General features: G+C 59.2%; 13 protein-coding genes and 2 pseudogenes. 2 read left to right on the top strand and 13 right to left on the bottom strand.

Annotation, left to right across the window (positions count from 1 at the left end; genetic code table 11):
• Positions 1–205: 205 nt before the first annotated feature.
• Positions 206–370: a DUF1328 domain-containing protein gene (locus tag C934_RS33970; RefSeq protein ID WP_018858923.1), complete on the bottom strand. Its 165-nt coding sequence runs from the start codon at positions 368–370 to the stop codon at positions 206–208.
• Between C934_RS33970 and C934_RS35245 the strand changes: the two genes are divergently transcribed.
• Positions 369–581 carry a hypothetical protein gene (locus C934_RS35245; RefSeq protein WP_162763371.1) on the top strand — a complete coding sequence of 71 codons (213 nt, stop codon included), beginning with the start codon at positions 369–371 and terminating at the stop codon, positions 579–581. The genes C934_RS33970 and C934_RS35245 overlap by 2 nt on opposite strands.
• Positions 582–981: 400 nt before the next feature.
• On the opposite strand, the gene C934_RS0122885 is transcribed toward C934_RS35245, so the two are convergent.
• The 10 genes and pseudogenes from C934_RS0122885 to C934_RS0122840 all read right to left on the bottom strand — a co-directional run bounded on the left by C934_RS0122885 (position 982) and on the right by C934_RS0122840 (position 11,442).
• On the bottom strand, positions 982–1,176 hold the full coding sequence (locus C934_RS0122885) for a hypothetical protein (RefSeq protein WP_018858920.1): 195 nt from the start codon (positions 1,174–1,176) through the stop codon (positions 982–984).
• A 160-nt stretch (positions 1,177–1,336) separates the two neighbouring features.
• Positions 1,337–2,086 (bottom strand): ABC transporter ATP-binding protein, encoded by a 750-nt coding sequence (locus tag C934_RS0122880; protein WP_018858919.1) that lies wholly within the window; start codon positions 2,084–2,086, stop codon positions 1,337–1,339.
• Complete coding sequence (locus tag C934_RS0122875; protein WP_018858918.1) at positions 2,083–2,916, bottom strand: ABC transporter ATP-binding protein; 834 nt, start codon at positions 2,914–2,916, stop codon at positions 2,083–2,085. Before C934_RS0122875 ends, C934_RS0122880 begins: the two co-directional genes overlap by 4 nt.
• Complete coding sequence (locus tag C934_RS0122870; RefSeq protein ID WP_018858917.1) at positions 2,913–3,848, bottom strand: ABC transporter permease; 936 nt, start codon at positions 3,846–3,848, stop codon at positions 2,913–2,915. Before C934_RS0122870 ends, C934_RS0122875 begins: the two co-directional genes overlap by 4 nt.
• On the bottom strand, positions 3,845–4,912 hold the full coding sequence (locus C934_RS0122865; RefSeq protein ID WP_026372011.1) for an ABC transporter permease: 1,068 nt from the start codon (positions 4,910–4,912) through the stop codon (positions 3,845–3,847). The genes C934_RS0122870 and C934_RS0122865 overlap by 4 nt, the downstream gene beginning before the upstream one ends.
• A gap of 18 nt (positions 4,913–4,930) precedes the next feature.
• Positions 4,931–6,575, bottom strand: a pseudogene (locus tag C934_RS32395) (ABC transporter substrate-binding protein).
• A 49-nt stretch (positions 6,576–6,624) separates the two neighbouring features.
• The gene (locus tag C934_RS0122855) at positions 6,625–7,683 is read right to left on the bottom strand and encodes a dipeptidase (protein ID WP_018858915.1); all 1,059 of its coding nucleotides are present in this window, start codon (positions 7,681–7,683) and stop codon (positions 6,625–6,627) included.
• Between the two features lie 158 nt (positions 7,684–7,841).
• Positions 7,842–8,867, bottom strand: coding sequence for an ABC transporter permease (locus C934_RS0122850; protein WP_018858914.1), 1,026 nt, complete (start codon positions 8,865–8,867; stop codon positions 7,842–7,844).
• Positions 8,868–8,898: 31 nt separating this feature from the next.
• A complete protein-coding gene (locus C934_RS0122845; RefSeq protein WP_026372010.1) occupies positions 8,899–10,440 on the bottom strand; it encodes a sugar ABC transporter ATP-binding protein in 1,542 nt (513 codons plus the stop codon).
• A 72-nt stretch (positions 10,441–10,512) separates the two neighbouring features.
• On the bottom strand, positions 10,513–11,442 hold the full coding sequence (locus C934_RS0122840) for a sugar ABC transporter substrate-binding protein (protein WP_018858912.1): 930 nt from the start codon (positions 11,440–11,442) through the stop codon (positions 10,513–10,515).
• A 327-nt stretch (positions 11,443–11,769) separates the two neighbouring features.
• Here C934_RS0122840 and C934_RS0122835 point away from each other — a divergent pair, with 327 nt between their 5' ends.
• Complete coding sequence (locus C934_RS0122835) at positions 11,770–12,279, top strand: DUF1993 domain-containing protein (protein ID WP_018858911.1); 510 nt, start codon at positions 11,770–11,772, stop codon at positions 12,277–12,279.
• Between the two features lie 6 nt (positions 12,280–12,285).
• Here C934_RS0122835 and C934_RS0122830 read toward each other — a convergent pair whose 3' ends face one another.
• Both C934_RS0122830 and C934_RS34800 read right to left on the bottom strand, forming a co-directional pair.
• Positions 12,286–13,803 (bottom strand): alkaline phosphatase family protein, encoded by a 1,518-nt coding sequence (locus C934_RS0122830; RefSeq protein WP_018858910.1) that lies wholly within the window; start codon positions 13,801–13,803, stop codon positions 12,286–12,288.
• Between the two features lie 8 nt (positions 13,804–13,811).
• A pseudogene (locus C934_RS34800) lies at positions 13,812–13,973 on the bottom strand (UDP-glucose 4-epimerase GalE); the annotation flags it as partial.

The raw sequence follows: 13,973 nt of genomic DNA, 5'->3' as shown, positions 1-13,973 counted from the left end.
AAACGCGACCTGTGTGGGCTATTTGCGTAAACGGCTCCGCTGCGCCCTCCACCCTTCTGAAGCCATTCCGGGAAAGTTGGACACCATTGCGATAATTCAAGTCAAGATGTTTCAAAGGATGCGGAGCTCGCTCGGCTAATCTCGCGTGCCGACGAAAAAACCGGCGCTCAAGAGCGCCGGCTTTCAACTCCTATATTATTCGTCCTCAGGTGCGACGCACGAGGCGCATGATCAGCGAGACAACGAAAAGGATCAGGAACAGGAAGAAAAGAACCTGGGCGATGGATGCGGATGCACCTGCAATACCGCCGAAGCCCAATACGCCGGCAATGAGCGCCACTACGAGAAATACGAGTGCATAGTAAAGCATGGCGATCTCCTTTGTTTTTGCTGCTCAAATAACGGCAGGTCGCCTTATTGGTTCCGTCGGAACTTCAGGCCCGCTGGATCCGTCAACGAAAAAGGCGCGCCGAGATGGACGCGCCTTCACAAAAATCTGGGAAAAGAACGCCGCTCTAAAAGGCATGGAAGAGATAGAGCAGAATAATCACAGGGATTGGGATGCCGATCAACCAGAGTAAAATGCCTTTCATCGTCATTCTCCTTCTCACATCGAGTGTGCTAAGGGAATGAACGGGGGAACGGATGGTTCCCGAAGCGGCATCTTCAGCGCAGCAGCCGCAGCGCTCTTGCCTTATCCTAAGATGCCAAAGACGAGAGCAGCAACGAAGACAAATGCCGCCGTAACAAGCGTAGCGTGAACAACAAGCTGAATCTTGCCGCGCCTCGTGGCCGGTCGCGCGGTCTGCGCGGGACGATACTGATTTACATGAGCGTGCGAGATACCCAGATCTGCCATGTGCTGCCTCCGTTTTCTCCGCTTTTCTTTTTTGTAGATCGTATTTTCGTATTTTCTCTATCTGATAAGTAGAGATAAAATTCTGTCCTGCCAGTGCGCGATAAAAAATCTGCCTCCGGTGATCAGACGAGGGTTCGCCACGCCCAAAGCAAGGAACGGTCCTCTATTGCACCCTGGTGCGGCTTGACCGTTGCCGCCTGTGTTTCCAAAAGCCGCCGATCCTTCTCCGCGGGAATGGATGTCGTGGTTGCAGCTTCTCTATCGGTCTTGGCCGGGGGGTGCAGGTATCCCATGGTCATGCCGCCGAGAAAAAACATGCCTGATCTCCATGATCACGAAAATTAACGGGCGTTAACCGGATCATGACAGAAGTAAGGCGAGTGTCAATAGTCTAGTTGAATGGTCGTGTTTTAGCTAATTGTTAACGCTGAGGCCCGGCGAGCCTCAGCAAAATCAATTCGTTGAAAGGATTGCCTTTCAGGCTTTGACGAAGCCCTTGCTGGCAACCATCAAATTTCGCGTGTAGTCCTCGGTCACGGCCGCCTGCGCCAGCTGGGCCGAGGTCAGGCGCTCGACGACGGTCCCATTTCGCATCACAGCAAGGCGATCGCACATATGGGTGACGACGCCGAGATCATGGCTGACCATAACGAAGGTCAGATTGCGATCACGCCGCACTTGTTCGAGGAGGTTCAGAACCTCGGCTTGCACGGAAGCGTCAAGCGCCGAGGTCGGCTCGTCAAGCAAGAGGATGGAGGGCTCGACAATCAACGCACGGGCGATCGCAACGCGTTGGCGCTGACCGCCGGAAAGCTGGTGCGGGTAGCGGAAGCGGAAGCCGTTTCCAAGTCCGACCTCGTCGAGGGCGCGCGCGATCCGCGTGTCGCTGTCGCTGATGCCGTGGATTGCCAGCGGCTCGAGCAGGAGGCGATCGATGGTCTGGCGCGGGTGCAGGGATCCGTATGGATCCTGGAAGACCATCTGCACCTGCCTGTAAAAGGGCTTCGATCGCTTCGTGCCGACGAGCGGATCGCCATGGATCTTGATGGAACCGCTTGCTACCGGCGCCAAGCCGGCAACGGCACGGAGCAGCGTCGATTTTCCGGATCCGGATTCGCCGACCAGGCCGAATGACTCGCCGGTCTCGATATCGACGCTGACGTCCTTCAGGGCGTGGAAGTGATCATAGATCACGCTCAGCTTGTCGACAGAAAGTGCAATGCTCATGCGGCCCACTCCGGCTTGCGATCCAGAACCGGCAGGGGATGCCTGCTTTCTCCGATTTGGGGCATGCAGTTCAACAGGCCCTGCGTGTACGGGTGGCGCGCATTCTTGAGATCGGATGCCTTGAGTTCCTCGACGACCTTGCCGGCATACATAACAATGACTCGGTCGCAGAAGGACGACACAAGACGCAGATCGTGAGACACGAAGATCAGCCCCATGCCGCGCTCCGACACAAGCCGGTCCATAATCCTGAGGACGTCGAGCTGAACCGTGACATCCAGTGCGGAGGTCGGTTCGTCGGCAATCAACAGTTCCGGATCGGCGATCAGCATCATGGCGATCATGGCGCGCTGACCCATGCCGCCCGAGACCTCGTGCGGATAGAGGTCGAACACTCGCTTCGGATCGCGGATCTGCACTGCCTCCAACATCGCGAGAGCGCGGTCGCGCGCCTCCGCCTTGCCGACTTTCTCGTGCGTCCTCAGCGTTTCGCAGATCTGCCGGCCAATCGACATGACGGGATCGAGTGAATATTTCGGATCCTGCAGGACCATCGCGATGCGCTTGCCGCGCAGTTGCCGACGTTGCTTGGCGGATGTGGCGAGAAGATCGATGCCGTTGAAATCCAGCTTGTCGGCCGACACGATGCCGTGCTTCGGCGTCAGGCCCATAATGGCGCGCCCCGTCTGGGACTTGCCGGAACCAGATTCGCCGACGATGCCGAGGCGTTCCTTGCCAAGGGTGAACGAGACGCCGCGAACGGCTTCGATCACGCCCGTGCGTGTGGGATAGCTGACCTTGAGGTTTTGAACGGTGAGGAGATCGGTCATTGGCCGCTCTCCTTGGGGTCGAGCGCATCGCGCAGGCCGTCGCCGAGAAGATTGAAGCCGAGGCTGACGATGAGAATCGCAAAGCCCGGCATGGCTGCCACCCACCACTGGTCCAGGATGAAACGCCGGCCAGACGCGATCATTGCGCCCCATTCCGGAAGCGGGGGCTGCGCGCCGAGACCGAGGAAACCGAGACCGGCGGCTGTCAGGATGATGCCAGCCATATCGAGCGTCACGCGCACGATGAGCGAGGAGAGACAAAGCGGCATCACATGCCGGACCACAATCCGCAGAGGCGATGCGCCCATCAGCTTGACCGCGGAGATGTAGTCAGAGCGACGAACGGTCAGCGTTTCCGCGCGTGCAATGCGAGCGTAGGGCGGCCAAGATGTAATCGCAATCGCGATGATCGCGTTCTGGATACCAGGTCCGAGCGCCGCAACGAAGGCGAGGGCCAGAACCAGCTTGGGGAAAGCCAGGAAGATATCGGTGATGCGCATCAGCGTGGCGTCGACCCAGCCGCCAGCGTAGCCCGACACCGTACCGACGATCAGACCGATCGGCGCCGAGATGGCAGCAACGAGAACGACGACCAGCAACGTCAAGCGGGCGCCATAGACAAGGCGCGAATAGATATCACGGCCCTGGTCGTCTGTGCCAAGCCAGTAGCCCTCAGAGCCGGGCGGCAGAAGACGCGCATTCTTCAGGTCGCCAACGATAGGCGAATGGGTTGCCAGCACGTTCGCAAACGCAGCCACGAACAGGAGGGCGATGATGATCAGCAAACCGACGACGGCCAGGCGATTTGCGGTGAACTGGCGCCAGGTCACGTAGGCTCGGCCCAATCGCGCCTGTCTGCGCGACTGCGGCCGATCGGAAAGCAGCCACTCGCGGCGGCTCATCGGCGCTGATTGATTTGCGGGAACCGTCATCGGCTTCGGGTCCTAGGGTCGAGCGTCCGATAAAGAAGATCGGACAAAAGGTTGATGCCGATGAAAACCGTGCCGATGACGATGGTGCCACCGAGAACAGCGTTCATGTCGGCGTTCTGAAGGGAATTCGTGATGTAGAGCCCGATGCCCGGCCAAGAGAAAACCGTCTCTGTCAGTACCGAACCCTCGAGCAGACCGGCGTAGGAAAGCGCGATGACGGTGACGAGCGGCACGGCGGCGTTGCGCAGTGCATGGCCCCAGATCACTCGGGTCTCCGACAACCCCTTGGCGCGTGCGGCAACCACATATTCCTGGCTGAGCTCATTGAGCATGAAGCTGCGCGTCATGCGGCTGATATAGGCAAGCGAAAAGTAGCCGAGCAGCGAGGCCGGCAGAATGATGTGGCGGAAGACATCGTAGAAGACGTCCCACTGCCCCTGCATGGCGCTGTCGATCAGATAGAAGCCAGTTACCGGCGTAAAACTGTACTCGAATACGATATCGATGCGGCCCGGGAAGGCCACCCATCGCAATTGCGCGTAGAAGATCACGAGCGAGATCAGCGCAAGCCAGAAGATCGGAACGGAATAACCGATCAGACCTATGACGCGGACAACCTGGTCGGCGACGCTGCCGCGCCGAACGGCAGCCAGCACGCCGAGCGGCACGCCGATGACCGAGCCGATGATGGTCCCGAGTGTCGCGAGCTCGATCGTTGCTGGAAACACGCGCTTAATGTCGACCATGACGGGATTGGTGGTCAGGACGGAGGTCCCGAAGTCACCCGACAGGATGCTCTTCAGATAAATAAAGAACTGCTGGTAGAGCGGCAGGTCGAAACCGAGCTCGCGACGGACGCGCTCGACGACATGCGTAGGCGCACGATCACCGAGAATGGCAAGGACGGGATCGATCGGTACGACGCGGCCGATGAAAAAGGTTACGGCCAGAAGGCCAAGATAAGTCGTGACGGCGGCGACAAGAAATCGCCCGACCGCCTTGGCAATGGGAACAGCACGGCCCCGTTTGGGCCGTGCCTCCATCTTTGTTTCAACGATGCTCAACGGATCAATCCTGCCGGATCATTCCTTGCCGACCGGGCCGACATAGTTGGTGTCGAAGCTCGGGCCGAGTTTGAAGTCCTTGAGGCTCTTGCGGGCGCCTGCCACTTCGATCTGCTGGAAGATGATCACGAAGGGGCTGTTGGCGAGGAACTTCTTCTGGATGTCCTCGTACATGGCCGCGCGCTTCGCGCCGTCACGTTCCAGCAGTGCAGCCTTCGTTTCCTTGTCGAGTTCGGGCGCTTCCCAGGTGTTGCGCCATGCGAGCGTCTTGACGGTACCGGCGTCCGAGTTGTCCGGGTTCGTGGTGAAGGTATCGGCATTCGAGTTCGGATCGAAATAGTCCGAGCCCCACTGGCCAATGTACATGTCGTGTGTACGCGCGCGGAACTTCGTCAGGGTCTGCTTGCCGTCGCCGGGGATGATTTCCATCTTGACGCCAGCCTGGGCGAGCGACTGCTGCATGGATTCGGCAATACCCGTTACCGGCTGCGTATTGCGAACGTCCATCGTCACCGAGAAGCCGTCCTTCAGGCCAGCCTTCGCCAGCAGTTCCTTGGCCTTGGCCACATCGAGCTTATACGGTTTCTCATCCAGCGCACCGAGCTGGCCTTTCGGCAGGAAGGTCTGGTGGATTTCGCCGATGCCCTTGATCAGCGTCGAACCAATCGCGTCATAGTCGACGAGGTACTTGAAGGCTTCCTGGACTTCCGGCTTCTTCAGGTTTTCGTTCTTGGAGTTCAGGCTGACGTAATAGACCGTACCCTTCGGGGCGCTGACGGTCGTCAGATCGGCGTTCTTGGCGACTGCATCGAGATCGCCGGGCTCCAGGTTGCGGGCGGTGTCGATATCGCCGGCTTCCAGCGCCAGGCGCTGCGCCGAGCTTTCCTTCATGAAGCGATAGATCACGCGATTGAGCTTCGCCTTGTCGCCGTAGTAGTTGTCATTGCGCTCCATCACGACAACTTCATTGGCGCGCCACTCGCGCAGCTTGAAAACGCCCGAGCCCGCGTAACCGGTCTTCAGCCATTCGTTGCCGAAGTCGTTGTCATACTTGTAATCGGCGCTCGGCGTCACGGACTTGACGTGATCCATAACGAGCTTCTTGTCGACAACAGAGGCAACGGTTGCCGTCAGGCAGTTCAGCACGAAGCTCGGCGCATAGGGCTTGTCGACGGTAAAGACGAAGGTGTTTTCATCCGTCGCCTTCGCCTTTTCGGTGACGTTGTCGCCATTGATGCCGAACTGGGTGATGATGAAGGCGGGGCTCTTGTCGAGCTTCACGGCGCGTTCGAAGGACCATGCGACGTCGTCAGCAGTGATCGGGTTACCGGAGGCAAACTTCAGACCGGGCTTGAGCTTGAAGGTGTAGGTCAGGCCATCATCCGATACCGTCCAGCTGTCGGCGAGGTCGCCCTTGACCTTGGAAGTGTCGTTCATGTCAAGACGGACGAGCAAGCTGTTAGGTGTTGCTCGTGACTTCGGCCGTCGACAGTTCGAACGCCTCGCCCGGATCCATGGTGATGATGTCGTCGAAGGCAAAGCCTTCAACCAGCGTGTCCTTCGGCGTTTCCGCGAAAGCGGCAGGTGCAGCTGCCATCATGATCGACAGAGCAGCGCCTGCCGAAAGTTGACGGAATGTGCGGTTGAATTTGCTGACTATCATGGTTTTTGGTTCCCCTGTTTTCCATTTCAATGCAAAGCTTTAGGCGGGCTCAGGCGTTTTCTTCTCCCCACGCCGAAGCCAGAATCCTCAGCCAGTTCCCGCTGGCCAATTTTTCGAGATCTCGCGCACCATAGCCAACGCGCTGGAGGGCGGCAATCAGCTTCTGGTTCCCTGCGGCGTCCCCTATTTCTTCGGGGATCGTTGCGCCGTCAAAGTCCGAACCGAGCGCCACACAGTCGATGCCGACGCGCTCCACGAGGTAGTCGATGTGGCGAACCATATCGATCAGCGGCGTATCGCCATCGGAGCGACCGTCGCTGCGCAGCATCGCGGTCGCATAGTTCACGCCGACGAGACCGCGGCTTTCCCTGATGGCGTCGAGCTGCTTGTCGGTGAGGTTGCGGGCGACTGGCGTCAACGCGTGAGCGTTGGAATGGCTGGCAACAAGCGGCTGATCGGTCGTCTTGGCGACGTCCCAGAAGCCCTTCTCGGTGATGTGCGCCAGATCGATCAGGATGCCTAGGCGGTTGCATTCGCGCACGAGGGCAAAGCCTGCCTCGGTAAGACCGGGCGCGGTGTCCGGGGACATAGGGAAGGCGAAGGGCACGCCGTGTCCGAAGATATTGTGGCGGCTCCATACCGGTCCCAACGAGCGCAGGCCGGCGGCATAAAATACTTCGAGCGCCGCCAGGTCAGGTCCGATGGCCTCGCAGCCTTCCATGTGCATCACGGCCGCGAAGAGCCCGTCAGCCATGGCCTTGCGGATATCCTTTACCGTGCGGCAAAGGCGCCAGGCGCCGGCGCGGTCCAGGCGAAGCGCGATGGCGGCCATTTCCGCGGCGATGTTCAGCGAGGACAGCGGCTCGAGGGGCGCAGCGAGCGGCGTGACGTAGTGGCCGTTCTTGTCGGGATCGGCAAAAACGAGATCGCCGGAGGGCACGTAGATTGCGCAGAGGCCACCGGCCAGTCCGCCAGCTTTGGCGCGCGGGCCATCTATGTGGCCCAAATCTGTTCCGTTTGAAAATTCAGCGACTGGATCGCCGCCATCCCTTTCATGTGTCCAAAGCCGAAGGAGGACGTCGTTATGGCCGTCGAATACGAATTGCATCTGCGTTCCTGTGTGCCCGGGCGGGCGATACGAAGAGCGCAGAATAGAAAAGCTGGCAGAATACGCCACCTCTTTTTTCAGAAATTTTGCTGTTCCGCAGCAATAGTTAGCAGAAACGAGAAACGGGAGCCGAGGCTCCCGTTCCGAAGGGTTTTCTATCAGTGCTTGGCGCGTTTCTTTTGGCGGTAGACGTCGATCACGACGGCGGCCACAATGATCAGGCCTTTGACGATCTCCTGGTAGTAGGCGTCGACTCTTAAGAAGGTGAAGCCAGAGGTCATCACGCCAAGAATGATCGTACCGATAACCGTGCCGGTGATGCGGCCGACGCCGCCGGTCAGAGACGTACCGCCGATGACAGCCGCGGCAATGGCGTCCAGTTCGTACATGACGCCCATGCCAGCTTGCGCAGTCTGGGCGCGGGCTGCCGTAACGACGCCCGCAAGGCCCGCAAGGAGACCGGCAATGGCGTAAACCTTGATCAGGTGAGCTTCGATATTGATACCGGAAACGCGCGCAGCCTGGACGTTGGCACCGATCGCATAGGTGAACTTGCCGTAGCGCGTATAGCGAAGCGCAATGTGGAAGATTAGCGCCACGACCAGAAAGACGATGACGGGCCAAATGCCGGTGCCGATGAAATTGAACTGCTCGGTGAGTCCCGAGACCGGCTGGCCCTTGGTGTACCACTTCGAAATGCCGCGTGCCGAAACCATCATGCCGAGCGTGGCGATGAATGGCGGGATCTTGGTCTTTGCAATCAGCTGCCCGTTGATAAAGCCGGCCGCAAGGCCGATGAGGAGGCCGACGCCGATCGGGATGAAGAATGGCAGGTCGGTCAGCGAAGGATAGAGCGCCCGTGGCCAGGTCGATGCCTGCGCGAAGCTTGCCGCAATCATCGCCGTCATGCCGACGACGGAGCCGGATGAGAGGTCGATGCCGCCGGTAATGATGACCTGCGTCACACCCACCGAGATGATGCCGATGACGGAGACCTGAAGGATCATGATCGTCAGGCGCTGCGAATTGAACAGAAAGCTCTGGCCGATGAAGATCCAGCCGAGAATTTCATAGACAAGTGCAATGCCGACCAGGACAAGGAAAATGCTGAGCTCGGGCGGGACACGCCGTCTGCGCGCGCGCGTTGCAAGCGGGGCCGCTACCTCAGCTGCGTTGGTATTCATGATATCCTCCCTTCGGTTGCCGGACGCCGCGTTACTGCGCGGCAAGCTCCATGACCTTGATCTGCGTTGCTTCGTCGCGATTGAGAAAACCGGTCACCCGACCCTCGTGCATCACCATGATGCGGTCGCTCATGCCCAGTACTTCGGGCATTTCCGACGAGATCATGAGCACCGCCACTCCGTTTTTCGCCATCTCTGTCACCAGGCGATGGATTTCAGCCTTGGCGCCGACGTCGATGCCACGGGTCGGCTCGTCGAGAATGAGGATTTTCGGATTGGTCAGCAGCCAGCGACCGATCAGAACCTTCTGCTGATTGCCCCCGGACAGGTTTTCCACGCGCTCATCGAGGTTGGGCGTCTTCACTCGGAGTTTCTTGGCCATGTCCTCGCAGGTCGCCTCGATCGAGCTTTCCTGCACAAAGCCCCCCTTGACGAACCTGTCCTGGAGAACGGCGATCTGCATGTTCTCGAGAACGCTGAGGATCAGCAAACAGCCCGTGTCTTTGCGGTCCTCGGTCAGGAACGCCATGTGATTCCGGATTGCGACGGTCGGCGAGGCGATCGTCGTCTTCTTGCCGAAGAGTTCGATCGTGCCCGATGTTGCGGGCGTCACGCCGAATAAGGTCTCGGCGACGTTTGATCGGCCTGAGCCGACAAGGCCGGCTACGCCGAGGATTTCGCCCGATCGCACGTCAAAGGAAACGTCACGGAAGACGTCGTTGAGCGACAGGTTCTTGACCGAGAGGACGACGTCGCCGATCGGCACGTCCTCTTTGGGGAACATCTGGGTGATCTCGCGGCCGACCATCATGCGGATGATGTCATCGCGGGTGACATCTGTTGAGGCATGAGTGCCGATATAGCGGCCATCGCGGAACACCGAGAACTCGTCGGCAATCTCGAACAGCTCGTTCATCTTGTGCGTGATGTAGACGATACCGATGCCTTGAGCTCTGAGGTCGCGAATGATCCGAAAGAGGTGTTCGACCTCGCGCTCGGTCAGCGCCGAGGTTGGCTCGTCCATGATCAGGACGTCGGAATTGTAGGAGACAGCCTTGGCGATCTCGACCATCTGCCGGCTGGCGACGGAAAGTTCGCGGACCTGGATCTCCGGGTCGATGTCGATGTTCAGCCGGCGAAACAGCTCGTCGGTCTGGCGGAACATGGCTGCGTGGTCGACAAAGCCAAACTTGTTCGTCGGCTCGCGACGGATCCAAATGTTCTCGGCGACGGTCATATAGGGCATCAGGTTCAGCTCCTGATGAATCATCGCAATGCCATTTTCCAAGGCGTCGAGCGGCGATTTTAGCTGGATCTCAACGCCCTTGAGGCGTACTTCGCCCTTGTCGGGAATATAGATGCCGGCGAGGATTTTCATCAGCGTCGACTTGCCGGCGCCGTTTTCGCCCATCAAGGCATGCACGGTGCCGCGCCTCAGCCGGAACTGAACATCATCAAGTGCGACAACGCCCGGGAACTCCTTCCGGACACCTTCGGCGCTCAACAGGTATTCCGCATTCGGAACAGCGCCGCTCTGGCGCACTGCAGCCATTGTAGACGGGCTGACAACCATCTCATCTCCTCCCGGACACGGACTGAGGGAAGGAATGCGGAACCCTGTCCCGCATCCCGATTTCTCCGAACGTTAGTTCTTCGCGACGAAGTCCTTGACGTTCTCAGGCGTGACGAGCTGGAAAGGAATGTAAACCTTCTTCTCTATCTTTTCGCCCTTCGCGAGCTTCAGGGCCGCATCAAGCGCGCCCTTGCCCTGCCCTGCGGCATCCTGGAAGACCGTCACATCGAGATCACCGGCCTGCATCGCGGCGAGTGCGTCCTGCGTAGCGTCAACGCCGCCGATCACGATCTTGCTGAGGTCCTTGCCGGCCGCCTTGAGCGCCTGAATGGCGCCGATCGCCATTTCGTCGTTGTTCGAAATGACGGCATCGAACTCGAGACCGCTGGAGAGCCAGTTGGTCAGAAGGTCGGACCCCTGAGTACGGGACCAGTTGGCCGTCTGCTCTTCGATGATCTGGATGCCCTTGCATTCGTCCGTCGCAATGACGTCATGGACGTCCTTGGTGCGCATGCGTGCAGCCTGGTTGGAGAGTTCGCCCATCATGACAACGGCCTTACCCTTGCCTCCCAACAGGCGGCAAACTTCCTTGGCTTCAAGCGTACCGGATTCCTGCTCGTTCGAAGCGACGAAGGCCTGTTTATCCGGAAGGCTGTCGACGTTGACCGGTTCGCGGTTGACGTAAACGAGCGGAATGCCGGCATCAGCCGCGATTTTCGACATGGCGGCGGTAGCGTCGGTGTCGACCGGATTGACGATGATCGCGTCAACCTTGGATGCGATGAAGTTCTGGATCTGGCTCTGCTGCTTCGCGACGTCGTTCTGGGCGTCTTCAACCTGCAGCGTCACGCCCTTCAGGGTCTTGGAATAGTCCTGCATCCCGTTGCGCAGGACGGTCAGGAAGTTGTCGTCAAACAGCGCCATCGAGACGCCAACGGTTTCAGCGTGAGCGGCCGTCGACAGGACGAGCGCCAGGGCAGTACCCATGATAAATTTCTTCATTTTGTTTTCCTCCACAAAGCGGTGTCCGGCTGCACCCTCCTCACGCCGGAGCTTCGGGCCATGCCCAAAAGCCAGTATCTTGTTCGCTGCGTGCCATCTCCCGTTGGCCATCCGTCAAGAAACGGAACAAACGAACCGTGAAATTTGTATCACGGAATATTCATTCCATTTTCTATGGGAGGCGTCAAGTCCAATTGAAGGATGAGGCCGCCGGCGCTTGGCGAAAATCTCGCCAAGATGGCTGCCAGGCACTGAAAAGCGCGATGTCGATGACTATATTGGCCGCGCCAGCGGCAGCAGTTTCGCTGCCCTTCCATGGAGAAACTGATGCCGATCTCGATGTATCGATCAACCGTTCCGGTCTTCCAACGTGGCCTTGAGACGTTGAAGACCTATCTCGACAAAGCCGAGGCCTTCGCCAAAGAAAAAGGCATCGATGGCGCGGATCTCGTTGCGGCGCGGCTATCTTCGGACATGCTGCCGTTTGCAGGCCAATATCAGCGCGCGACCGACAGCGCCAAGTTGGCGATTGCGCGACTGACCGCCAGCGAGGCGCCGAAATTCGAGGATAACGAAGCGACGATCGCCGAGTTGCGCGCACGTGTTGCCAAGACAGAAGCCTACCTTGCGGCCGTTACGCCGGCTGCACTCGAGGGAACGGAAACGCGCGAAATCACTCTGTCTCCAGGGGGCAACAAGATCACGTTCCGCGGCGACGAGTATGTCATGACCTTCGCACTGCCGAACTTCTTCTTCCATATTGCGACGGCTCACGCGATCCTGCGCAACCAGGGCGTTCCGGTCGGCAAGATGGACTATCTCGGTCGCTTCGCGTGACGAAGCTCAGGGCCGGTGCTTCACCGGCCCTTTCTCGGTAAGTTCGGTGAAGGCTAGCGTCTGATCCAGATGGCGGGCACGCAGCGAGAGAAGTTTCTCGGCATAGGCAAGCCGCACCGGCAGATAGGCTTCGTCTGACGCGAGGTTGTTCAATTCCATCGGATCAGCCTGCAGATCGAACAGCAGCGGTGACAGTGCTGTGAAATGCACGTATTTGAAGCGCTCATCCCTGATGACGGCAAGATTGCATTCGTTCGACCGCAATCCGAAATGAGTTTCCGGCTCCTGAGTGGCGATATCGCGGAAGTCAAATTCCCAGAAGGCTGCTTCGCGCCAATTTCCGGGCTCGCGCCGCATGAGCGGCAGGAGCGATTGTCCGTCCACACCATTCTCCGGCTCGATATTCAGGCGGTCGCACAATGTCGGGAAGATGTCTGCCGCGGACGTGAACCGCTCGACAACGCTGCCCCGCGTGGCGGCCTGCGGGTCGCGGATGACAAGCGGGATATGATAGCTGCCGTCGAAGAAGCCGCCCTTGCCGAGCGTCCAGTGATCGCCCGCCATCTCGGCGTGGTCGGAGGTGAAGATGATCAGCGTGTTATCCCAGGCCCCGGCTTCCTTCAATGCGCTCCAAACTTGCCCGAGCTGCGCGTCGACCTCGGCAATCATGCCATAATAGATGGCGCGGATCGCGCCGAAGTCGCTGTCTTCCCAGTCGTTGACGCGACCGGCTGCGCCGTAGATGAAGTTACCCTTCTTTGCCCTCGGCATGGCATAGGACAGGTAAGGATGTGCGCTCTGTTCTATTTCATGGTTTTTCGCCCGGGCGAAATGCGGACCGTCCTCCGGGCTGAACAGGTCGTTGTATCGAGGCGGGGCCGAAAATGGCGGATGGGGACGCAGGAACGAAACATGCGCGAACCACGGCGCATCTTGCTCGCCCAGCCAGCGGATAAACTCTCCTGCGAGAAACGCCGTCTGCGTCTCGTCCTTCGAATAGGCTGTTGCCGCGTTCGAGATCTCGCCGCGCCGCGCGCCAACAGGAATGTGGATGTCGCGGGTATGCGCTTCAGCGTGCCCCCGCGAGCGCAACCAGGAGAGCCATTGCTTTTCATGTTCGGGAAGGAGTTGCCGGGCCGTGAAACCGGGCAACAATCCCTCATAGGTCGTCAGATGCGGGTCGTTTTGATCCAGGCCGCGGGGGTCGGGTGCGGTGTCCGTGTAACCGAACAGCGTCGGATCATAGCCCGCCCGCCGCGCCGCCAACGCCAGATTGTCAAATCGGGCATCGAGGGGTGAGCCGTTCCGGCAAACCCGGTGGTTCATCTGATAGAGGCCAGTGTAGAGCGTGGCTCGTGCCGGCGAACATGGAGCCGCGCCGGCGTAGTGGCGCGCAAACAACACGCCTTCTGCCGCCAGCGCATCTACGTTCGGCGTCTTGAGGCAGGCATGCCCGGTCGCTGACAGACAATCGCCACGCCACTGGTCCGCGGTGATCAGGAGAATGTTCGGTCGACCGGTCATGGATGCATTCAGTGCTGGTTTGATTTTGCGTGCCAGTTCCACGCCGAGCGGATGATTTGAGACAAATCATACTGCGGCGTCCAGCCGAGAATCTCCCGCGCCTTGTCGTTGTTGGCAACCAGCGTGTGCGAGTCGCCCTCGCGGCGGCCGACATATTCCACAGGAAACGG

Source organism: Rhizobium sp. 42MFCr.1 (assembly GCF_000377185.1).
Taxonomy (GTDB): Bacteria; Pseudomonadota; Alphaproteobacteria; order Rhizobiales; family Rhizobiaceae; genus Rhizobium; species Rhizobium altiplani.
Note: the sequence above shows the minus strand (reverse complement) of the source record. Positions and strands in the feature narration are given on the sequence as shown.

Bases quoted from the DNA above. Each gene is read 5' to 3' on its own strand.
- C934_RS35245 (WP_162763371.1), top strand. From the start codon at position 369: ATGGCGATCTCCTTTGTTTTTGCTGCTCAAATAACGGCAGGTCGCCTT.
- C934_RS33970 (WP_018858923.1), bottom strand. From the start codon at position 370: ATGCTTTACTATGCACTCGTATTTCTCGTAGTGGCGCTCATTGCCGGC.
- C934_RS0122885 (WP_018858920.1), bottom strand. From the start codon at position 1,176: ATGTTTTTTCTCGGCGGCATGACCATGGGATACCTGCACCCCCCGGCC.
- C934_RS0122880 (WP_018858919.1), bottom strand. From the start codon at position 2,086: ATGAGCATTGCACTTTCTGTCGACAAGCTGAGCGTGATCTATGATCAC.
- C934_RS0122875 (WP_018858918.1), bottom strand. From the start codon at position 2,916: ATGACCGATCTCCTCACCGTTCAAAACCTCAAGGTCAGCTATCCCACA.
- C934_RS0122870 (WP_018858917.1), bottom strand. From the start codon at position 3,848: ATGACGGTTCCCGCAAATCAATCAGCGCCGATGAGCCGCCGCGAGTGG.
- C934_RS0122855 (WP_018858915.1), bottom strand. From the start codon at position 7,683: ATGCAATTCGTATTCGACGGCCATAACGACGTCCTCCTTCGGCTTTGG.
- C934_RS0122850 (WP_018858914.1), bottom strand. From the start codon at position 8,867: ATGAATACCAACGCAGCTGAGGTAGCGGCCCCGCTTGCAACGCGCGCG.
- C934_RS0122845 (WP_026372010.1), bottom strand. From the start codon at position 10,440: ATGGTTGTCAGCCCGTCTACAATGGCTGCAGTGCGCCAGAGCGGCGCT.
- C934_RS0122840 (WP_018858912.1), bottom strand. From the start codon at position 11,442: ATGAAGAAATTTATCATGGGTACTGCCCTGGCGCTCGTCCTGTCGACG.
- C934_RS0122835 (WP_018858911.1), top strand. From the start codon at position 11,770: ATGCCGATCTCGATGTATCGATCAACCGTTCCGGTCTTCCAACGTGGC.
- C934_RS0122830 (WP_018858910.1), bottom strand. From the start codon at position 13,803: ATGACCGGTCGACCGAACATTCTCCTGATCACCGCGGACCAGTGGCGT.